Annotated in this window: 21 protein-coding genes; 6 read left to right on the top strand and 15 right to left on the bottom strand. The window is 34.8% G+C overall.

Annotated elements, in window-relative coordinates:
• Window positions 1-154: 154 nt before the first annotated feature.
• Complete coding sequence (gene mfd / locus QYS49_RS02415) at window positions 155-3,523, bottom strand: transcription-repair coupling factor (RefSeq protein ID WP_308350042.1); 3,369 nt, start codon at window positions 3,521-3,523, stop codon at window positions 155-157.
• A gap of 149 nt (window positions 3,524-3,672) precedes the next feature.
• Here mfd and QYS49_RS02410 point away from each other — a divergent pair, with 149 nt between their 5' ends.
• Together QYS49_RS02410 and QYS49_RS02405 are read left to right on the top strand one after the other, a co-directional pair.
• Window positions 3,673-4,017, top strand: coding sequence for a tRNA-binding protein (locus tag QYS49_RS02410; RefSeq protein ID WP_308350041.1), 345 nt, complete (start codon window positions 3,673-3,675; stop codon window positions 4,015-4,017).
• Between the two features lie 23 nt (window positions 4,018-4,040).
• A complete protein-coding gene (locus QYS49_RS02405) occupies window positions 4,041-4,658 on the top strand; it encodes a hypothetical protein (protein ID WP_308350040.1) in 618 nt (205 codons plus the stop codon).
• 159 nt (window positions 4,659-4,817) lie between these two features.
• Here QYS49_RS02405 and QYS49_RS02400 read toward each other — a convergent pair whose 3' ends face one another.
• From QYS49_RS02400 to QYS49_RS02370, 7 genes are all read right to left on the bottom strand, one after another.
• Window positions 4,818-5,171 (bottom strand): HepT-like ribonuclease domain-containing protein, encoded by a 354-nt coding sequence (locus QYS49_RS02400; protein WP_308350039.1) that lies wholly within the window; start codon window positions 5,169-5,171, stop codon window positions 4,818-4,820.
• Window positions 5,171-5,452: a nucleotidyltransferase family protein gene (locus QYS49_RS02395; RefSeq protein WP_308350038.1), complete on the bottom strand. Its 282-nt coding sequence runs from the start codon at window positions 5,450-5,452 to the stop codon at window positions 5,171-5,173. The genes QYS49_RS02400 and QYS49_RS02395 overlap by 1 nt, the downstream gene beginning before the upstream one ends.
• A gap of 232 nt (window positions 5,453-5,684) precedes the next feature.
• On the bottom strand, window positions 5,685-7,499 hold the full coding sequence (locus tag QYS49_RS02390) for a MutS-related protein (protein WP_308350037.1): 1,815 nt from the start codon (window positions 7,497-7,499) through the stop codon (window positions 5,685-5,687).
• Between the two features lie 540 nt (window positions 7,500-8,039).
• Entirely contained in the window at window positions 8,040-8,633 is a 594-nt protein-coding gene (locus tag QYS49_RS02385; RefSeq protein ID WP_308350036.1) for a DNA-3-methyladenine glycosylase I, read from the bottom strand.
• Complete coding sequence (locus QYS49_RS02380; RefSeq protein WP_308350034.1) at window positions 8,623-9,387, bottom strand: SDR family NAD(P)-dependent oxidoreductase; 765 nt, start codon at window positions 9,385-9,387, stop codon at window positions 8,623-8,625. Before QYS49_RS02380 ends, QYS49_RS02385 begins: the two co-directional genes overlap by 11 nt.
• 72 nt (window positions 9,388-9,459) lie before the next feature.
• Window positions 9,460-9,639 carry a CPXCG motif-containing cysteine-rich protein gene (locus tag QYS49_RS02375; protein WP_308350032.1) on the bottom strand — a complete coding sequence of 60 codons (180 nt, stop codon included), beginning with the start codon at window positions 9,637-9,639 and terminating at the stop codon, window positions 9,460-9,462.
• Between the two features lie 8 nt (window positions 9,640-9,647).
• On the bottom strand, window positions 9,648-10,703 hold the full coding sequence (locus QYS49_RS02370) for an acyltransferase family protein (protein ID WP_308350031.1): 1,056 nt from the start codon (window positions 10,701-10,703) through the stop codon (window positions 9,648-9,650).
• 113 nt (window positions 10,704-10,816) lie between these two features.
• Between QYS49_RS02370 and QYS49_RS02365 the strand changes: the two genes are divergently transcribed.
• Window positions 10,817-11,368: a hypothetical protein gene (locus tag QYS49_RS02365; RefSeq protein WP_308350030.1), complete on the top strand. Its 552-nt coding sequence runs from the start codon at window positions 10,817-10,819 to the stop codon at window positions 11,366-11,368.
• Here the strand turns inward: QYS49_RS02365 and QYS49_RS02360 are convergent.
• Both QYS49_RS02360 and QYS49_RS02355 read right to left on the bottom strand, forming a co-directional pair.
• Entirely contained in the window at window positions 11,365-11,499 is a 135-nt protein-coding gene (locus QYS49_RS02360) for a hypothetical protein (RefSeq protein ID WP_308350029.1), read from the bottom strand. The two genes, QYS49_RS02365 and QYS49_RS02360, sit on opposite strands and share 4 nt — an antisense overlap.
• Window positions 11,500-11,501: 2 nt before the next feature.
• A complete protein-coding gene (locus QYS49_RS02355) occupies window positions 11,502-12,380 on the bottom strand; it encodes a diacylglycerol/lipid kinase family protein (protein WP_308350028.1) in 879 nt (292 codons plus the stop codon).
• A 148-nt stretch (window positions 12,381-12,528) separates the two neighbouring features.
• On the opposite strand from QYS49_RS02355, the gene QYS49_RS02350 reads away from it, so the two are divergent.
• Window positions 12,529-13,458 carry an App1 family protein phosphatidate phosphatase gene (locus tag QYS49_RS02350; protein ID WP_308350027.1) on the top strand — a complete coding sequence of 310 codons (930 nt, stop codon included), beginning with the start codon at window positions 12,529-12,531 and terminating at the stop codon, window positions 13,456-13,458.
• A gap of 21 nt (window positions 13,459-13,479) precedes the next feature.
• Here the strand turns inward: QYS49_RS02350 and QYS49_RS02345 are convergent, their stop codons facing one another.
• Window positions 13,480-14,244, bottom strand: coding sequence for a hypothetical protein (locus QYS49_RS02345; protein ID WP_308350026.1), 765 nt, complete (start codon window positions 14,242-14,244; stop codon window positions 13,480-13,482).
• Window positions 14,245-14,437: 193 nt separating this feature from the next.
• Between QYS49_RS02345 and QYS49_RS02340 the strand changes: the two genes are divergently transcribed.
• Entirely contained in the window at window positions 14,438-15,070 is a 633-nt protein-coding gene (locus tag QYS49_RS02340) for a peroxiredoxin (RefSeq protein WP_308350025.1), read from the top strand.
• A 103-nt stretch (window positions 15,071-15,173) separates the two neighbouring features.
• On the opposite strand, the gene QYS49_RS02335 is transcribed toward QYS49_RS02340, so the two are convergent.
• Complete coding sequence (locus QYS49_RS02335; protein WP_308350024.1) at window positions 15,174-15,401, bottom strand: hypothetical protein; 228 nt, start codon at window positions 15,399-15,401, stop codon at window positions 15,174-15,176.
• Between the two features lie 414 nt (window positions 15,402-15,815).
• Between QYS49_RS02335 and QYS49_RS02330 the strand changes: the two genes are divergently transcribed.
• Window positions 15,816-17,594, top strand: coding sequence for a chloride channel protein (locus QYS49_RS02330; protein WP_308350023.1), 1,779 nt, complete (start codon window positions 15,816-15,818; stop codon window positions 17,592-17,594).
• 477 nt (window positions 17,595-18,071) lie between these two features.
• Here QYS49_RS02330 and QYS49_RS02325 read toward each other — a convergent pair whose 3' ends face one another.
• The 3 genes from QYS49_RS02325 to lysA are packed head-to-tail and all read right to left on the bottom strand — an operon-like array spanning window position 18,072 to window position 21,164.
• On the bottom strand, window positions 18,072-19,139 hold the full coding sequence (locus tag QYS49_RS02325; RefSeq protein ID WP_308350022.1) for a S41 family peptidase: 1,068 nt from the start codon (window positions 19,137-19,139) through the stop codon (window positions 18,072-18,074).
• On the bottom strand, window positions 19,136-19,951 hold the full coding sequence (locus QYS49_RS02320; protein WP_308350021.1) for a hypothetical protein: 816 nt from the start codon (window positions 19,949-19,951) through the stop codon (window positions 19,136-19,138). Before QYS49_RS02320 ends, QYS49_RS02325 begins: the two co-directional genes overlap by 4 nt.
• The gene (gene lysA, locus QYS49_RS02315; RefSeq protein ID WP_308351564.1) at window positions 19,944-21,164 is read right to left on the bottom strand and encodes a diaminopimelate decarboxylase; all 1,221 of its coding nucleotides are present in this window, start codon (window positions 21,162-21,164) and stop codon (window positions 19,944-19,946) included. The genes QYS49_RS02320 and lysA overlap by 8 nt, the downstream gene beginning before the upstream one ends.
• Window positions 21,165-21,188 lie beyond the last annotated feature (24 nt).

Raw genomic sequence — 21,188 nt, 5'->3', positions numbered from 1 at the left:
GAACTTTTGCTGAGTGGAATCTAAAAAAAAGATGTTTGGGAGTTATTATTTGACCTTTGAGGGAATGCATAAACTATATCAATATAAAAGATTAAATGAGGCTTATACCCCAAACTTATAATGTAGATTAGAAATATTTAATCTCTATGATAAGTCATGATTCTGTAATTTCTTCTCCAGCCATATCAAATATAATAGCTTTGGCTTGTTCTATGTTTTCTATATCCTCTATTTTCAATATCGGTCTGCCTTTGTAGTCTTTCATTTTGCACTTTTTAGGATGCGTTTGAACGAAAGTTAAAATCCTGCCGAAGATATCTGAATTGAAGTATTTTTTATTATCCGCAGAAACAAAGTAAGCTTTTAAACTGCCATTTTTAATTAACAATTTCTCAAAACCAAGGCTTTCGGCTTTCCAGCGGATACGTACGGTTTCTATTAAATCGTAAACAGGCTCTGGTATTTTTCCGAAACGATCTTCCAATGATTTTTCAAAAACACCTAATTCTTCTTCATTTTTGATATTATCCAATTGAGAATAAAGGCTCAATCTTTCGGTGATATTGCCCACATAATCTTCAGGGATCAGGATTTCCAAATCGGTTTCTATGGTGCAATCCTGTGCGATGATTTTTGCCTTTTTGGCTAATTCATCTTTAAATAAATCGGCAAAATGGCTTTCTTTCAATTCGGCAACGGCATCATCTAATATTTTATGATACATATCGAAGCCTAAATCGGTTATAAATCCACTTTGCTCGGCTCCCAGCATATTTCCTGCACCTCTGATATCCAAATCTCGCATGGCGACTTTAAAGCCATCTCCCAAATCAGAAAATTCTTCCAAAGTGGTCAATCGTTTTCTTGAATCGGAACTCAATCCTATGGTAGGCGGAGTCAAAAGATAGCAAAAAGCTTTTTTATTGGAACGCCCAACCCGACCTCTCATTTGGTGCAAATCGGACATACCAAACATATGTGCATGATTGATGATAATGGTATTGGCATTTGGGATATCCAATCCTGATTCGATGATATTGGTGGAAACCAGCACATCATATTCGCCTTCAATAAAGCGCATCATCGCTTTCTCCAATTTGGCCCCATCCATTTGTCCATGGGCAACGCCAATTCGGGCATCGGGCACTAATTTGAGAATGATATTACCTACTTGTTCGATATCTCCAATTCGGTTGTGCACAAAAAACACCTGGCCGCCTCTTTGCAATTCAAAAGCAATTGCATCACGCAAAACTTCTTCATTGAAGGTGTTTAATTGAGTGGTCACAGGCTGACGGTTGGGAGGAGGAGTTTGAATCACACTTAAATCCCTTGCGCCCATCAGGCTAAAATGCAAAGTCCTAGGAATTGGTGTGGCAGTTAGGGTCAGTACATCCACATTCACACGGAATTGCTTCAATTTATCTTTTACCGAAACTCCAAATTTCTGCTCTTCATCAATCACCAATAAGCCCAAATCCTTAAATTTCACATCTTTATTCACGATTCGGTGCGTTCCTATCAGAATATCGACTTTGCCTTCTGCGGTTCGCTTAAGAATATCTTTGATCTGCTTGGTGGTCTTAAATCGGTTAATGTATTCCACTGTAACCGGCATTTTTTCCAGTCTTTCAGAGAAAGTCCTGAAATGTTGCATAGCTAAAATGGTCGTTGGCACTAAAACCGCCACTTGTTTATTGTTGTCCACCGCTTTGAAAGCTGCTCGAATGGCAACTTCCGTTTTCCCGAATCCCACATCTCCGCAGACTAATCTGTCCATAGGGTGTGGCTGTTCCATATCTGATTTTACGTCAGCAGTAGATTTTGCCTGATCAGGTGTATCTTCATAAATAAAAGAAGATTCCAATTCGGCTTGTAGGAAGCTATCTTTTTCGCAAGCAAAACCAGGAGCAGATTTTCTTTTGGCGTAAAGTTCAATTAAATCTTTGGCGATGTCTTTTACCTGCTTCTTGGCTTTCTTCTTTTTGTTTTCCCATTCAGGCGAGCCTAATTTACTGATGGTAGGATTGTTTCCTTCTTTTCCGCTGTATTTTGAAATTTTGTGGAGGGCATGAATGCTTACATAAAGCAAATCATTGTCCCGATAAATTAAACGGATGACTTCTTGCTTTTTGCCGTTATTGTCCACCTTATCCATACCTGCAAAACGCCCCACACCATAATCGATATGGGTCACAAAATCACCTGGCTGAAGGTTTTTCAATTCCCGTATGGTGATGGCTTTGGATTTGCTTTGCTTGTCCTTTGTTTTATATCTGTGGAAACGCTCGAAGATTTGGTGATCGGTATAGCAGGCTAGTTTTAATTGTTCATCTACAAATCCAGCTCTCAAAGTATGGGGCAAAGACTGAAATTTGATGAAAGAGTCAATTTCTTCAAATATGTTTTTCAGTCGCTCGGTTTGAGTTAAAGATTCCGAAGAAATGATATTAACCAATCCCGCTTCCTGATTGCTGGATAAATTCTCCGCAATTAAATCAAAGTTTTTATTGAAAGATGGTTGGGGTTTGGCTTGATATTCAAATTCCTGATTGGCTTTTAAATAAAAGCGATTGCCAAATTCTACTTTAATATATTTTTCCAGTCCTTTTTTGAAACTTTCCGGGGTTTCAAACAACATTTCGGGTTCTAAAACCACTTTTGTTTGCTGAGTGCTTTCTAATATTTCCTGAAAAGAATGGGAAGCTTTATCGAAATATTGCTCAAGTACATCTAGGGTTTGCTTATAATCCTTAAACCAAATTTTGGTGTTATTTGGAAGATATTCAAGCAAAGATTCTCTGCTTTCTTCTAATAATTTGGTTTGCACATTAGGGATGATGTTGATTTGCTTAACCGTTTCTGTGGAAAGCTGGGAAGCCACATCAAAAGTACGGATACTATCAATTTCATTACCGAATAATTCTATTCTGAAAGGTTCATCGCTGGCATAAGAAAAGATATCTATGATTCCACCTCGAATGGCATATTGCCCGGGTTCGTACACAAAATCAGTAGGTTCAAAGTCATAGGTTTGTAATAACTCTGCAATGAATTCCACATCCAGATTTTCGCCCACTTTGGCAGTGAAGGTGTTCGACTTTAATGATTTTTTATTGATTACTTTTTCGGATAGTGCCTCCGGATAAGTCACAATAATTTCTCCTGTGGAGGATTTGTTATTGATGCGGTTCAGAATTTCAGCTCTCATCAACACATTGGCATTTTCTATATCATCAAACTGATAAGGCCTTTTGTAAGAAGTGGGGAATAGGAGGGGCTCTTTAAAATCTAAAAGGTTTTGTAAGTCATTTTGAAAGTATGCCGCTTCCTCCTTATCATGCAAAATGATGAGTTGGTTTTGATGATTTAAAAGATGCGAAACCGCAACGGCTATGGCATCCAAACTGCCCACCAATCCTTTAAATTGGATGGTCTGGTCTTCGTTGGGTTTTAGGGAAGCCACCATCGTTTGCAAGATGGCATCATCTTTATATAATTTTAGAAAGTCTTTAATCTTCAATTTATATGCTATTTAAATTTTGTGCTTACTTTTTCGTTCTTATTTCGTAAACACCATGCAAAGGTAAAACAAACTAATGGGAATGGCGCATAGTTCAACTTTCACAGCAAGAATTAACAATAAAATAACTAAACGCATTATAAAGAGTTATGAATGAACAGACTAATGAAATAAGCTGGAACGATTTTTCCAAAGTTGAAATGCGGGTGGGAACTATAGTGGAAGCAGCCAAATTCCCTGAAGCCAAAAAACCTGCTTATAAGTTGCAAATTGATTTTGGTGAGTTGGGCATGAGAAAGACTTCTGCTCAGATCACTAATCTCTATAAATTGGAAGATTTACCTGGCAAAAAGATAGTGGCGGTCTTGAATTTTCCACCCAAGCAGATAGCGAACTTCATGAGCGAATGTTTGGTTTTAGGAGCGGTAGATGGAGATAAAATTAGTCTGCTAAGCGTTGAAAAAGACGCTAAAAATGGATTGAAAATTGGATAAAATAAGCAGATTGCTTTAAAGAAATGGATAAAAATACGAAGAAAGAGGATTTATCATTTTTTGAGAGGGTAGAGAAACTGCACCCATACAAAATGATTTTTATTTTGAGTTTATTGGGTAGCTCATTAATCTTTTTATTTCTTCTTTTTTCATTTTTTATGAGTCTGGGAAATGAAGGACAAACAGACATTGAAATCCCAGCAGTTTTTGCATTAAGCACCGTTTTGATTGGAGCTTCCAGTTTTATGATTCATCCGATCCACAGTCTTTTTAAAACAGAAGAAATTTCATCCTTATTAACTGCCTTGCGATTCACCTTCTTTTTAGGTCTAGGCTTTGCTTTATGTCAGTTTCTAGGCTGGAAAGCTTTACGAGAATCAGAAGTTCTGTTTTCATCCGATGTGTCCTCCTCCTTTTTTTATGTCTTGACAGGCGTGCATGCACTACATTTTTTAGCAGCTCATACTTATTTGGGATATCTAATCCTCCAAACCCAAAGAATTTCTAAAGATCCTGTTCAATATCTGATAGCCGAAACCAATCCTTATTGGCATTTAAAATATGAACTACTAACCAAAGGCTGGCACTTTCTAGGAATTCTGTGGGCGATATTGATATTGAGTTTTTGGGTTTTTCTTTAGCTTAGTCTCTTAGCCCTCAAAGGGGGAAAACGCACAGAAAAACTTTTGATTTTTAATTTAATCTAGTGTCACTTTATTCAATGCCTTACATGAGTTAAAGCTCAGAAGGAGCAAGTAATTCCTAACAGTCGGAGGCAGGAGAAAGAATATGAATTGAGATTATTGGTTTTTGTTCTTTTCCCTACTAATAATAATAGTTAATTCTTCTTTAAATTCAGGAATTACTTTTTCAACTACAGCCCAAACTGCCCATAAATCCACACCAATGTAATCGTGTATCAATTTGTCTCGCATTCCCGCAATCTTCTTCCATTCGATATTCGGATATTTTAATCTAAACTCAGGGTCAAGTTGCTTTGTGGCTTCTCCAATTATCTCAAGATTTCTTATTACGCCATCTTGAATAAGAGAATTATTTAGAAAATCTCTTTCATTAATACTAGATGTATATTCTTGAATTTTTAAAATACAATCTTTTATATGATTTAAATAAATGAGAGGGTTTTTCTTCATTAAGCCAAGGCTATTAAATCTTTTTCAACATAATCTTTTAGGCTTGGATGCAAAGAGCGAGTCGTAATTAAATCAACTTTAATACCAAGTTTTTCAGTCAGTTTTTGCTCTATTCCTATTATCTCTAATAAATCAGGAGAGTTTTCAAAATCAACCAAAATATCTAGATCACTAGTGGAGGTATTCTCTCCGCGAGCATAAGAACCAAAGACACCTACTGATTTTGGGTTATATTCCGCTAGGGTTTGGAGAATAAATTCTTTTTGCTTGACATTAATCATATCATAAATTTAATAAAATTTTAATTATGATGTTAGTCCTAGCTTGCTGATTTACACAGCCTAAGGTCTTTGAAGAATTTTGTTTGTAATGGTTTTTGAATTTTCACCAATTCTGCACATTAGAAATTGCTCCAGAGGAGCAAGTAATTTCCACCAGCCAGAGGCATGCGGAAGTATTTATCATTTTCTACTAAGATAAATCTGTGAGAAAAATTCCCCGCCAGCTGGCGGGTTAGGGAGCTGGAATTATCTCAATCCCCATTTTCCTCATCAACGGCACCGCATTAAAAGTATGGCAAGGAGCATTATGCAATTTGTAATCAAATAATATTTCCTCTCCGCTTACATCACTGTTGAAGCTGTAGTTTTGGAAATTATCTAATTCATCTTCCAGTTTTGCTAAGGATAAATCGTGGGTAGAAATTAAGCCCATGCTGTTGGTTTTCATCAGTTGCCTAATCAAACTTTCAGCTCCTATGTTTCTATCCTCTGAATTGGTGCCTTTTAGAATCTCATCTAGTAAGTAGAAAATCGGGCGTTCTTGTGGCACTTTTGTCATATCGACCAATTGCTTTAATCTTTTTAACTCAGCATAGAAAGAAGAAGTGTTTTCTTCTAAATTATCCTGCGTTCGCATGCTGGTAAATAATTGTAGCGGACTTAATTCGAAGCTTTCAACACAGCAGACTGCACCCATTTGTGCCAATACCATATTGACACCTAATGAGCGCTCAAAAGTACTTTTCCCACTCATATTAGCACCCGTAATTAAAGTTACCGCACCTGGGCCCATCATTTCAAAATCATTGCATACTCTTTCATTATGAGCCAATAAAGGATGTCCCAAATCTTTTGCTCTTAAATCACATTTTGTGTCTAATATTTCAGCATTTTTATAGTTGTCATGTGCAAAAGCAAAATCTGCCATGCTCATAATGGCTTCCCAATCACCAATCGCATTAAACCAGCCTTGAATAGATTTGCCATATTGGTTTTTCCAGTGTATTACATTATTCAAAACCCAATAATCAATCTGCAAAAATGGATTAATTATCCAATACATCATTCCGGCACGAGAATGCATCCAATTGAGAATTTTGGAAAGCTTATTGATTTTTTGCGAGGCTTTAGGGTTTTGAAAGTGACTTTGTAAATTTTTAAATAAAGAAGCTTCCACTTTCTTTTCCTCAGCCATTTTAAAAAGATTTTTATGCTGTTCTAGATGGACTGCAATCTGCTCCGTTTCAGCCTGAAGGCGCATAATGGTTTTCTGAATGGGGATCAATAGCAATATATTGATTAGAAAGCCTAAACCCACAAATGACCAAGGTAAAAACCCAGTGAGTGATAAAATGAAAAAGAGCGATAATTGAAAAAGCGCTATATATGGAATGAATTTGAATATCGGCTTAATTTTCTCCTCTTCAGACTTAGAGAAAAAACTAAAAAGACCTTTTAAGTCCTCATCTTCACCCTTTCCTTCTTTTAAGCGACTTTCTGCCCACCATTCTAATCGCCATTCAAATTCATTTTTGATTTCTTCTACTGCTTCTTGCCTTGTTAAGATTTCTTCTTTGGTGGCTGGATTTTTAAGCCAAGTCGCTAAGCTTTCCTGACCAAAAGTTAAAGCACTTCTATTGACTAATGAAAAAACGGAATGTCTTCCAAATATATCCATGTCAGGAGCGTATTCATGTAAACTTTCATTAAATCGATCACCACTCGGAAGTTTATCTAATTTTAAGTTTAATCGGTCAATTTCCTCATTTAGAATTAAGATTCTATTTCGACTAAGCTCCAGTAATCTTTTTTTCGATTTATGACGATTGACCAACCATCCAAATATTAAAGGAAAGGGAATAAGCACTAATGAGGTAGCGAACCCATCTCTTTCATTGATGAAATAAACAGACAAAACAATTGTGGCTAAAAAATATAATACACGAAAAGTCCCGAATCGATTGGTAAGCTTTCGGTATTTTTCAACTTCGCTTTTGAAAAGATTTATTTTGTTGCTGTAGAATTCAGATTTATCAGCTATGGTCATATTTAATGGCTTTTACTTTAAACCGTAAAGGTAGGGGATATCAGATTTATAACAGCTTCTTTTGCAGAAGAAAAGTGATCGTTTAACAGAAACTAGTGTAAGAAATCTGACAGGGTTTTCAACAGAGGTTTAAATGGTTGGTGTGACACCAAACATGGATTCTAAGTTTTCCTCAGCCAACTTAGAACATTGAGTCCTGTTCTTTAAAGGCTTTTTTTCTTGTGATACAGTGTCTGTCCCTGAGGAAAGCAGTAAACATTAAATTACCAATTTTTGCAGTTCAATACTCTCTTTATCATTCATACTTTTTCCATTGATGAAAAAGTATGCAAAAAATCTAGGTAAAATGATGCTTCTTCCCACAAATGTCAACGCTGGCCCGCCATTTTACCCTCCAGCCCGCTTTTTCGCTTAAGGCGAAAGTTGGGGAGTTAGCTATTAATGAACTTATCACAGATATTTAATCTTATTATTTCCCGTGAGGAAAGCAAGAAAAGTCAAAGTTTATAGAAACAACTACAAGTAAGCCGATAGGTTTTATTACTTGCTATCTATGACTTGTTTATATCTGAAACAAGAAGTAAGATGATCATTCACTAAGCCACAGGCTTGCATATGTGCATAAATGATAGTGCTGCCTACAAACTTAAAACCTCTTTTCTTTAAATCTTTGCTCAATGCATCCGATTCACGTGAAGTGACAGGTGCATCTTTCATTGATTTTAATTGATTGATGATGGGGTTATGGTTGACGAATGACCAGATGTATTTATCAAAGCTTCCAAACTCTTTCTGTACTTCCAGAAATTTCTTTGCATTGATTACAGTAGCATTTACTTTTAATTTATTTCTGATTATCCCTGGGTTTTGGAGTAATTCTTCGATTTTGGATTGATCAAATTCAGCTACTTTTTTTGCATCAAAATTGGCAAAAAGTTCTCTGTAATTTTCTCTTTTCTTTAAAACGGTTGCCCAACTTAAACCTGCTTGAGCCCCTTCCAGAATTAGAAATTCAAAGTGGGTTTGATCATCATGAACAGGCACTCCCCATTCTTCATCATGATATTGAATATATTGATCAAAGCCTAAACACCAAGGGCACCTTTCCTTGTCTTTTGAAATATCAGTGGACATAACTTCCAGCATTAATATCGATAGTAGTCCCAGTGGCGTGATCCATTAAACCAGATATCAACATGGCAATAGTGGGAGAAACATCTTCCGGCTCAGTTAATTTTGTAAGGGCAATATCATCCAAAGCAAATCCTTCTCCATATTGGTCAATGAATGGTTGCGCCATATCAGTTCTTACAAAACCTGGAGCAACAGTAAAAGCTTTAATATTCTGCTTGCCGAAAGCTCTTGCAATTGATTTGGTTAAAGAAACTACTGCTCCTTTGGATGTGGCATAAGCCAAATAATCAGCGGTATCTCCTCTGAAAGCAGCTCTTGATGAAATATTTACAATTCTACCGCCATTTTCCTGTTTTTGAAATTGCACTACACTTCTTTTGCATAATAAACCAACTGCATTTACATTCACATCCATGGTTTTCAACCAATCATCTGTCCATTCAATAGCATTCTTATTTATATCTGATGATAATGCGATTCCAGCATTATTAACAATACCATCTAATCTCCCATCAAAATATTCTAAGGTTTCGCTGAACAATCGGGCTACTTCCATAGCGCCTGATAAATCGGCTTTGATGAGATGGATGCTCGAACCTAATTCTTTTTTAAGCTTTTGGGCAGACTCTTCATTTCTATTGTAATGAGCAATAACAGTAGCGCCACATTCTACTAAGGTTCTGGTGATAGCAGCGCCAATTCCTCTGGTTCCGCCTGTTACTAATATATGCTGATGCGAACAATCAATTTTCATAATTTTATGGAGTAGGGTTATTTCATATCAATTTAGTAAAAATTATATTCTATTGAAGTGTATTAATTAAAATCATTGAGCAGGGTTAGCCTCAAAATATATTACTTCGCCCTCATCAATTTCTAAATTGATTTGTAATGGATTACAGCAAACTTCACAATCTTCAATATAGGATTGTTTTGAGATGCTTAAATCTACTAGCATGCTAATTTCTTGAAAACAATGCGGACAATGGAAAAAATGTTCTTGCATATTTGCTACTATTTTCTAAATGATAAAAGTGCCCTTTGCACCGGAAGCTCCATGAATTTATATATCAATACTGCTAGAATATTTAGACTAACAAAACGGATGATCAAATTGCTGGAAACATGAAAATAGATAAACTCTGAAAAATAGCCTAAATGAATAAGGTAAAAAGCATAAGCCGAATTGCCCAACAGTATCATAACTGGAGTAGATAAAAATTTAGAGAAATAGGTTTTTTCAGAACAAAGCCCAATTAAAAACAGACCGATTGAAAAAGGGAGAAAAATATGGTTTAATACTAATCCGATGGGGTGATATATTCCATATGAATTTTCTGGGTTTTGGAAGCTTGAGATAATAATTAGAATAATGAAATAGCTTATGGCTCCTATAAGTGTTGGTTTAAAATTTGAGATCTTTGAATTATTTCTGTTATGCCATAAATGAGCTATTAACGCTCCAATCGTAAATTCAAAAACCCTTCCGAAAAAGGTATAAATCAATAAAAAATCGAGATCAGCTAGAAAACCATGAAATGAAATTGTAGAAAAGGAATACATTAAGACTAATCCCAAAAGTAAAATTGAAAGCGGCCAGAATACGAAGGAGTATTTAGATTTTTTAATTAATGAAAAAAATAAGGGTACGCTTGCGTAAAACATTAATTGGACGGGAATAGTCCAAGCTTGACCTACATATGAAAATTTAAACTCTTCAAAATAGCTCTGCAGTAGTAAAAAGGAAAGTATAAATGATTTTAAGGATTCCCATTGCCAAACGGCTGCAACTATAAGCAAGAACCAATATATTGGAAGCAATCTAGCTAGTCGTTTTTGGATAAATCTTTTGAATGAAAATTGCCCATCTTTATATTTCTTGAAATAGAGAATGTAAGTTAAAAAACCACTGATAGTAAAGAAAATACCCACATGGAATTCTTTAAAAATGCTGCTTAACCAAACGGTTTTTACTTCTCCCGCAATATGATGTAAAAAAATCATCCATGCGGCAATAATTCTTATACCAGCCAATGCGGGGAAGAAAATTTTATTCTCGGGTTTTTGCATTATCGCGGCAATTTAAGACTAAAACCATATTATCAAAAAAATGAAATGGAGTATATATTGGAATTTTGTAGATTTGAATAAAACAGAATTAAATAACCAACGTTTCGAATTGTATGAAAAAATTAACCTTAACACTCGCAAGTTTATTTCTCATAATTCATGTTTCAAACGCTCAAGTTGGCGATACTTTTCCGGAGATGACCGGAAGCAGCTTAACGGATGAAGAAATTACGGTTCCATCAGCTACACAAGATAAGATGACCTTAATCGGCATTGCCTTTAGCAAAAAAGCAGAAGATGATTTGCAAACATGGTTTCAGCCTGTTTGGGAGAGATTTATTAGAGAAGCTGATCCAAACGCACTAATTCCTGAAATGAAGCCTGATGTTAATGTAGTATTTATTCCAATGTTCACGGGATTGAAAAGAGGAGCTTCTGGCTCTGCCATAAGGAAAATGCAGAAAGATGTTGATGAAAAACTGCATCCTCATGTAATTGTATATAGCGGAAAAATGGGCGATTACGAAGACTTACTAAAAATGGATGAAAAAGATATGCCATATTTTTATGTAGTAAATAAAGCAGGTGAAATTATCTATGCAACATCAGGTAGATCATCCATTAAGAAATTAAATGAAGTAGAGAAGATGGTGACGGATTATTAAATTAGTCCTAAAAAGTTCAGAAAGTATAGGGCTGAATTATACAAACCAAAGAGTGCAATAGCTAATACTATAATAGCAATAAATCCTTTTCTGAACGGAACTTTTTCTTTTTGTAGATTTTCGTTATCCATAATTATGATATTACATTAAGCGCGTCTTTGAGCATAACGGCTTTAACTTCATTTCTATCTCCTATTAATTCACCATCAATTTGTAAAAGCTCTGGCTCCTTGCAATAAATTGTAGCTTCCTCTACCTTATAAATTTCAACATAGGGAGAGTTTTTAATATCACCTAGAAAAGATTTCAAAGTCAAGGAAATTAAGTCCTTTACAGGGATTGGCTTGAAAATGACCAATTCGAAAAAGCCATCATCCATTCTACTGTGGGGATTTATTACGGCCCCTGTTCCATAGCTGGAGGCATTGGCCAGAATAATCATTTCAGCTTTTACTGTTTTTTCTGTTCCGTTAAATTCAATTCTGAATTCCCTAGTTTTTTTATTTATTAAAGATCCGAAAAAAGACCTGGCATAGGATAGCATTCCTCTTTCACCACTTTCTTCAAAATCTTTAATCATTTGGGCATTAAAACCCAGATCACTTAAATGGAGGCAGATAAGTTCGCTGTTAATTTGGATAACATCCATGGACCTTATATTACCTTTCATTAACAGTTCCAGACTTTCATCTATCCCTACATTGACATCTAATTCATGAGCCAAGCCATTGGCAGAGCCTAAAGGCAAAATGCCTAATTGAACTTGAGAATGTAATAAAACTTGAGCCACCATATTAACTGTGCCATCACCTCCGCAAGCTACTAATGTATCTGCTTGATACTCTGACTGCTTTTCTTTTATTTTTTCTCTATCATTTTTACCACATGTATAGAAAAGCGCATATTCCTTCTTATTTTTATCACAAACACTGGAGATTTGTTTTTCCAGATTGGATTTATCATTATGTCCCGATTTGGGATTGATGATAAAAAGTAACTTTTGGGGTTTCATGTTAATTGTATTTGATATTCAATGGTTTCATTGAATCTTTGATTTAAACTAAAATTTAGAAATTATTATACGCACTCTAAATATACGATTTGCCCTCTACTTAAAACGATTATTAGGTATAATTTCTCCACTTAAAATTGTTCCTTTCATGGGCTATGGAAATCAAGGTCTGATTTATCTGAAGGGGGGTGTTTTAGAAAATCGACCAGAATTTGAGACAAAAGCTTCGGATAAGAGAAGAAGGAATTTCAGAATAATGCTTTCACGTTACTTAAGCTCTCCAATTCCTGAAATGGATGTTCAAATTATATTAGGAAAAGAAAATTTCACCACACAAACCGATGAGTTTGGTTATTTCAGTGTTTGGGTGGAGCCAGAACATTCTTTTGAGCCCGGCTGGCATAAAGCTATCTATGTTATTAATGATGATGATAAAGAAATATATAGAACAAGAGGGGAATTTTTGATTGTGGGTCAGGAAGCTGAATTCGGCACTATTTCAGATATTGATGATACCATTTTAGTTTCCCATGCCACTCAGCTTTTTAAGAAGCTTCGACTGATCATGACCAAAAATGCCAAAACACGTTTACCTTTTGAGGGCGTTTCAGAATTCTACCAAAAACTTAGATCCAAGGGAAATCCTTTTTTCTATGTAAGCAGTAGTGAATGGAATTTGTACGAATTTTTGCAAGATTTTTTCAGAATCAGAAAGATACCCAAAGGACCATTCCTGTTGCAAGAGTATAAATCTGGCTTGCGGGATTTACTTTTTACAGGTGGGGGAAGCCATCAACATAAGCAGGATAAAATAAATCGATTGATGACACTTTTCCCTAAATTGAAATTTATTTTGATTGGGGACAGTGGACAAAGAGATACTGAAATTTATCGCCAAGCTTTACACGAATTCCCAAATAGAATATTAGCAGTTTATATCCGAAAAATCGGAAAAAAAGATGATTTTGATCAAAAAACATCTCAAGAGTTTGAGGAAAAGGGAGTGCCTTTATTACTATTGGAAAATACCGAGGAGGCATTTGTTCATGCCAAAAAAATGGGGTTCATTAAAGCATGATCCCATTTCTAAATAATTTCTTTAACCTTTATCCTTCCGGATATAAAATTTAAGTGAGTAGTATAAGCTATTTACATAAGTATTAAGTGGATAGGTAAATTCTTCATTAAATTTCACACTTCTTAGTGGTGAATTGATACCCATTAAATACTTTACTTCAAAACCTAATCTCCAATATTTAACTTCAGCTCCTACCGCCAGGTGGTGTATGAATGATACCATGGGATTCTCTTCTATAAATTTATTGGCTACTTCAATTCGCCTTTTATTGTTTTCAATCCATCTATCAGAGTAAGCAGAGGTGTTTAGAGATTCATCTTTATGGTGTAAATAATGAACTTCATAACCTGCAAACAAACGCATATCTAAACCTCTATTGATATGAAGGGAAGGCAAAATACCTAAAGTGTAATTTTGATATTCTGTAATGAATACGCCTGCTTGAGGTATAACAAATCCTTGTGGTGGGTTATAATCATAAGGGGAAATAAATAAATAACGTTCGAAAGTAGATAGGTCATAGGTAATACTAAAATATGGGATATCCTTTAGTGGTTGCTCAATAAAAACCCCCATATAATTAAAGCGAGGTTCGTAAATTTTCCATATTGGTAAATGTACTTTAACATCAATGTCATTATATCTTCCAGAAATATTATTGGCCATTTGATAATTATACATTCCTACTTTAGGGCCAAAATTCCACTTTTTCTGTGCTTTAATGGGTTTTAAGGATACCAAACAAGTAAGGAAAGTTAAAATCAGTATTAAAAGCTTCGATTTCATTTTAACTATATTTGAAGTTTAAATTAGTTAATTTACATTTATCCCAAAAGTAGCAGCCAAAATTTTTTAATAAATAAAAATGGACTAATGTTAATTTTCATTGAGTAACCTTTATCACTTAACTTTTTTGTATAAACACATTCTTAAACAAAGCGTTATAATCCTGTAATTCACTAAAATTAAAAGAGAAATTATGGGACTTAGAATAGGAGATACCGCACCCAATTTTCAGGCGGATACAACAGAAGGAAAAATTGATTTTCACGAATGGCTAGGTGACAGCTGGGGGATTTTATATTCTCACCCTGCTGATTTTACTCCAGTTTGCACAACGGAGATCGGAAGAACAGCTCAATTGAAAGATGAGTTTGCAAAACGTAATACTAAAGTGGCTGTAGTCAGCGTAGATGATGTAAAATCACATAATGAATGGAAAAAAGATGTAAATGAAACTCAAAACACCTCAGTAGAATTTCCAATTATTGGAGATGAAGAAAGAAAAGTTGCGACTTTATATGACATGATTCATGAGAATGCTTCTGCCACTGCAACAGTTCGTTCAGTTTTCTTCATCGGGCCTGATAAGAAAATAAAAGCAAGTATTGTTTATCCGGCAAGCACGGGTAGAAACTTTACGGAGATTTTAAGAGTAATTGATTCATTACAATTGACTGCTAAACACCAAGTGGCTACTCCAGCAGATTGGAAGTTTGGAGAAGATGTTATCATTACCCCAGCTGTAAAAGATGAAGAAATACCAGCTAAATTTCCGAAAGGGCATACAGTTATTAAACCTTATTTAAGAACTACACCTCAGCCTGAATAGAGAGTCAGATTTGAAATCCAATAAAAAAACCGAAGCTTAAACTTCGGTTTTTTTATTGGAAATATGTTTTGCCTAATTATAAACTAGACAGGTTTTTATCTTTTCATGCAGAATTTTTAACGTATTGATTTTCCTGAACTAACTCAAAATACTCGTCAAACAGTGATTTTGAAATCAATTTACTCTCATTTCCAGAGCCCCATTTCGCATTTATTTCAAATAGTCCGTTGAATGCTCGTCCTTCGTAATTCTCACCTACTTTAAAACCACTTAATCCAGTTTTCTGGTCAGGTAGTTTATTACAAACAAAATTTATTCTATACCTATCCATGTCTAAAAGTTTTTGTAAAACTATACACTAAAGACCAAGATGTGTGCCAAAAGGTTGGGATATATGAATTATTTATCGACCAATTGCTAAAAAATTAGGACGAGTAAGCTAACTAATACAGTCTTACTTCAAAAAACTCATTTCTTTTTAGATTCAATTTTTAGAAATACTATGGGTATAATGGCATTCCCAAATTATGTTGATAATGTAGTAAATTACATTTATTTCAAGCTTGAATAGCTTTATATTTATATACCTTTGCGTGAATGAAATGAGCATAAATATTCAAAGACAAATATATTTCAGTTGGTTTTGAATATTTATCGCGAACCTGTCTTACGTAGGCAGGTTCTCTCATAGGGTATCCCGATATATACGGGGCAAGTTGTGGCCGTTGAAAATAAACTTATACACATGAAATTTAAAGGGCTTTTACTTAAGTTTCTTATTTGGCGTGTTAAACATGTCAGCACCACTAATTTTGTCATTATTACTAGTGGTGTAATTGGTATTATAGCAGGTTTGGCTGCTGTAACACTTAAGGAAAGCGTTCATCTGCTCCAGAACTTTTTAACTCGTGATTTCCAACAGGAATTTGGGAATTACCTATATCTCAGCTATCCGCTTATTGGGATAGTACTTACACTGCTTTTATCAAAATATATTTTAAAGGAAAAACTAGGGCACGGAATAACTGATATTTTATATTCCATTTCAAAAAAGTCAAGTATAGTAAAGCGAACCAAAACCTTTTCAAGAATGCTCACCAGTACGCTTACTGTAGGTTTTGGTGGGTCAGTTGGTTTGGAGGCCCCCATTGTGGTTACGGGTTCAGCCATTGGCTCTAATATCGGGCGATTAGTCCACTTGAATTATAAGCAGCGTACTTTATTAATTGGATGCGGTTCAGCAGGAGCAATTTCTGCTATTTTTAATTCGCCAATAGCAGGTGTGATTTTCAGTATTGAAGTAATTTTGGCAGAAGTTACTATAAGTTCTTTCATTCCACTTTTGATTGCCTCCGTATGTGGTGCTTTAGTTTCGCTTACTTTGCTGGGAGATGATGTCCTTTTTTCATTTAATTTAACAGATGAATTTATTGCAGCTGACACCCCTTTTTATATTTTCTTAGGGATTTTTACAGGTTTAGTTGCCTTGTATTTTACTAGAGTAGTTGGGAAAGTAGAAGGATTGATTAAGAATGTGAAAGGCGATTTGAATCGAGCAATCTTGGGAGGTGTATCTTTAGGATTTTTAATCTTTCTTTTGCCTCCTCTTTATGGTGAAGGTTATGATACCATTACTAAACTTCTTGAAGGAAATGCACAAGATATATTAAACAATAGTTTGTTTTTTGATGACATTGAGTCTTTCTTTTTAATTGTACTCTTTGCAGCCGGAATTATTCTAATAAAACCAGTTGCTACTGCTTTAACTCTAGGTTCTGGTGGTAGCGGAGGTATTTTTGCCCCTTCCTTATTTTTGGGAGGTGTAACAGGCTTTTTGTTTGCATATTTAGTCAATAAGGCTGGAATGACAGATCCTATAAGCCTCAGTAACTTTACATTGGTTGGCATGAGTGGTGTCATGAGTGGGGTATTACACGCCCCTTTAACTGCTATATTCTTAATAGCTGAAATCACTAGTGGATATACACTATTTGTACCTCTTATGATAGTTTCTGCTATTTCTTATAGCACTATTTCCTATTTCGAAAAGTATTCCATGTACACCAAGCCTTTGGTTGAAAAGGGAGATTTAATTTATCATGATAAGGATCGGCAAGTGCTAAGTTTGATAGACTTGAAAAAAGTGATTGAAACTGACTTACTCACGATTGATCCTGATGCCACTTTAGGAGAGTTGGTTGATTTGGTTCGCTTCTCAAAACGAAATATTTTTCCTGTTGTGAATCAAGAACGCGAATTGATGGGGATCGTAACCTTGGATGATATTAGAGAAATAATGTTTGATGAAGAATCTCGAAAAAATATTATTGTAAACACCCTTATGCACAGCCCGCCAACCTTCGTAACAGGCAAAGAGAATATGCGATCTGTTATGATGAAGTTTGAAAAGACGGGGGCATGGAATTTACCTGTGCTAGAAGATGGCAAATATGAAGGATTTGTTTCCAAGTCCAGAATTTTCAATGCATACCGTAAAAAGCTGATAAGACAGCAAATCGAATAATCCGAATTTATTAAATATTACATCTATTACTTTGGTAGTTGTTTTATGGTAAGATTTAAGCTAAGTGATTGGGTTACTGATGCTTGTCCACATTTTGCATTTAACTAAATATGTTTTAAGTTGCTGTATATCAAGCCTATAAGTATTTTATGTGGATAAGTGTGGATAACTTGCGTTAATTGTGGATAAAAAAACCTTTGATAACTTGAATCTTTTTTTTGTTAAATATAATAGTCATTTCTTTCACGAAATGTAAGGTTTTGAGTACATAATAATATGTTACAGTAAATAGAGAATTTATTAAACAAAATAGCACTAAGTAAAAATACTTAGGTTAATATTACCCCATTTTTATCTGTATGAATTAAATGTATACTTTAAGTTAACTTTAGAAGTATTCTTAAATGATAAAAGTTAGTTTGAATTTAGCTTGATGTTGCGTTTTGAGGCGTAATCAAAAATATTAGAAAAGTGCAATTATTGGTTTTTAATAAAACTGATTGCTTCTTCAATCATTCTGTCTTTTCCGTCAATAAAGTCTGTAGAATCTAGCGCTACTTCAATATCAGGTTTTACTCCAAATTCAATATTATTTCCATTTGCATCAAGCGTTCTGGTGGAGGAAAATCTGTAGCGCCATCCATTTGGAAGTTCGTTGTTTATAGGAAGCCCGCCACCACCGCCTGTTTGGTCACCTATTAAGGTAACATTCGGTAAAAAGCTCATCATACTTGCAAAGAAATTTGCTGAGCTGTAACTGCTTCTGTTGATGAGTACTACTATGGGTTTATTAAATTTATATTCTTCATCCCCATCAAATTCAAGAAATTTTTCCTCAGCTTGTGAAAATTCATCATGACCTGGGCCAGTTTTATAAAACCAATCGGCAACTTTAATTTTCTCACCTGCAAATCGATTGGCAATTGTGAAGGCATTACTGATACTTCCTCCACCATTATTTCTTACATCTATTATTAAGCCAGCAACAGGCCCATCTAAACTATTGATTTGAAAACTTCCTGCTTGCTCATTAATCAAAAATTTGAATACTAAATAATCCATTAAGGAAGTACTTACATTGTCTGAAAAGCTTTCATAATACATATAGCCAACTGAGTCTATTATAGTATTATGAAGTGGACCCGAAATCTGATAATCTTCACTTGGAATGAGGTAATTTCTTTCAATCACATCAAAATTGAAATTCGAAGGGTATTTTAAAAACCAGTCCCAATTTCGGGATAAATCGATTCCTGCAGATATATTGACATGACCATCTTCCAGAATAAAAAGCATATCCGCTAATACATTAAACAACTCAATGCTGTTTTTTGCATTAACGGCCTTAGGTCTGAAAACATCTCTAGTTGAATCCCAATCAATATTTTTATCAGCAAAAAATGAATATTTCTCATCTACTGTTTCCCATAAATGATCAAAAATTGCCGCATTTTCGGGTTCAGGCTCTTCTTTGATGAAAAGCCGTTCGCAAGAAGAAAATCCAAAAAATATAAGGAGCAATATGATAAAATGAGTTGATTTCATATTTTAAAGAAAGTACTAATCATGATGGAATGTTCACCTGTTATCATTGGATTTTGAGCTTTATAGCTTTCAAAATTCCAGAAATAATCAAGCCTTAATCCGTTACCATTTTTTAGTGGGTAGTACAAATAAAACTGAGATGACCATTTGAAATAATTGCCAAAGCTTATGATCTCACCGTCTTTCACATAATCCAAAAACTCAACCTCTTCTTTGTTTACCGAAGCGGGAAACTTAGTGGAGGCAAATAATGGGCGGGTAGCATAGGTCAATATTGGAATACTCGTGAAATAACCAAAATTGAAATTTCTATTCCAAAGTTGGAAAGTATTCTCAATCATTAAAGACGGAGCAACTGAAAATCTGGTCTCTATATGCTGACTGTTATTAGTGAAACTAAGATGTTGTCTTAAAGCCCATTTCGCAGACAAATCAAATCCTGGTCTTATTTTCCAGTCCCATTTTTCATCATCCTTCATTTTCCAGTAGTGCTGGTAATGTCCTTCCAGTCTAAAGGTATACATTTCAGCATTGCTAATACTGCTTGATGGGTTGTTAAAATCGAATTTCGCAGAGGATGTATTGATGCTATTCTCCTTTTCTTGAAAGTGGCCTAAAATTACGCCACCTCCAATTCCATTATATAATAAAGGAGAAATGCCTTCGTCCAAAACATTTACATAACTCCCTCCAATACCTGTTATAAAATGTGATTGATTTTTAAAATCATCTACTTTATTTTCTTGCCCTAGTGTAGGTAAGCAATGGATAAAAGCTATACAGCTGAAGCAGAAAATATAGAGCTTATTCAAAATCAACAATTACTTGGTTTTTCAATAAATCATCTAAAGACTCTCTTTTCCGGATGAGCTGGTCTTTTCCATTATGAACCATAACTTCTGCAGGTCTGTATCGAGAGTTATAATTTGAAGCCATGGAAAATCCATAAGCCCCTGCATTTTTTATGGCAATAATATCACCTTTTCTAACCTCTGATAATCTTCTGTCAGTTCCAAAAGTATCGGTCTCACAAATGTATCCAACAACTGTATAAACTCTTTGAGTATCAGATGGATTGGAAATATTTTCAATGTGATGATAAGCATCATACATCATAGGGCGCAATAAATGATTCATTCCTGTATCTAGACCAACAAAAACAGTGGCTGGAGTGGTTTTGATCACATTCACCTTTGAAAGGAAATAGCCTGCTTCAGAAACCAAGAATTTGCCTGGTTCAAACCAAAGCTCTAAATCCTTTCCTCTTTTTTTACAGAATTCTTTAAATCTTTTGCTTACTTCTTTGCCTAGTTCTTCAATATCTGTGGTGACATCTCCTTCTTTATAAGCCACTTTAAAACCACTTCCAAAATCAATAAAATCGATATCTGGAAAATCTTCAGCTGCTTCAAAAATGATTTCCGTTCCCCTTAAAAATACTTCTGAATCTAAGATATCGGATCCAGTGTGGATATGTAAGCCAATCACATTGATATTATAATTATCAATCACCCTTAGTAAATGACGCATCTGCAAAATGGAAATTCCAAATTTTGAGTCAATATGACCGGTTGAAATTTTGGAATTACCTCCCGCCATGATGTGAGGATTTAATCGAATACACACTGGGACAGTATCATGGTAACGATGACCAAATTGCTCTAAAATGGAAATATTATCAATGTTAATCATCAATCCTAGATCAACAGCTTCTATAATTTCATCAATGGAAACACAATTTGGAGTATATAAAATATCCTTGGGATCAAATCCAGCCTTTAATCCTAAATAGGCTTCTTGAATAGAAACTACATCCAATCCAGTGCCATGTTTTTTCATCCATTTTAATACAGAAACATTACTCAATGCCTTGGTAGCATATTTTAGCTTAAGATTAATGCCAGAAAAGGCATCGTTCAATCTTTTGATTTGTGATGCTATTTTATCAGCATCATAAACATATAATGGGGTGCCATATTTTTTGGCGAGTGATGTTAAAACTGTATTCTCCACTGATATATAAATATTAAATTGTTGATTTTAAGCAAT

The sequence above is a fragment of the Marivirga salinae genome (assembly GCF_030503855.1).
GTDB lineage: Bacteria > Bacteroidota > Bacteroidia > Cytophagales > Cyclobacteriaceae > Marivirga > Marivirga salinarum.
The sequence above is the reverse complement of the archived record's forward strand: the minus strand, read 5'-3'. Positions and strand labels throughout refer to the sequence as shown.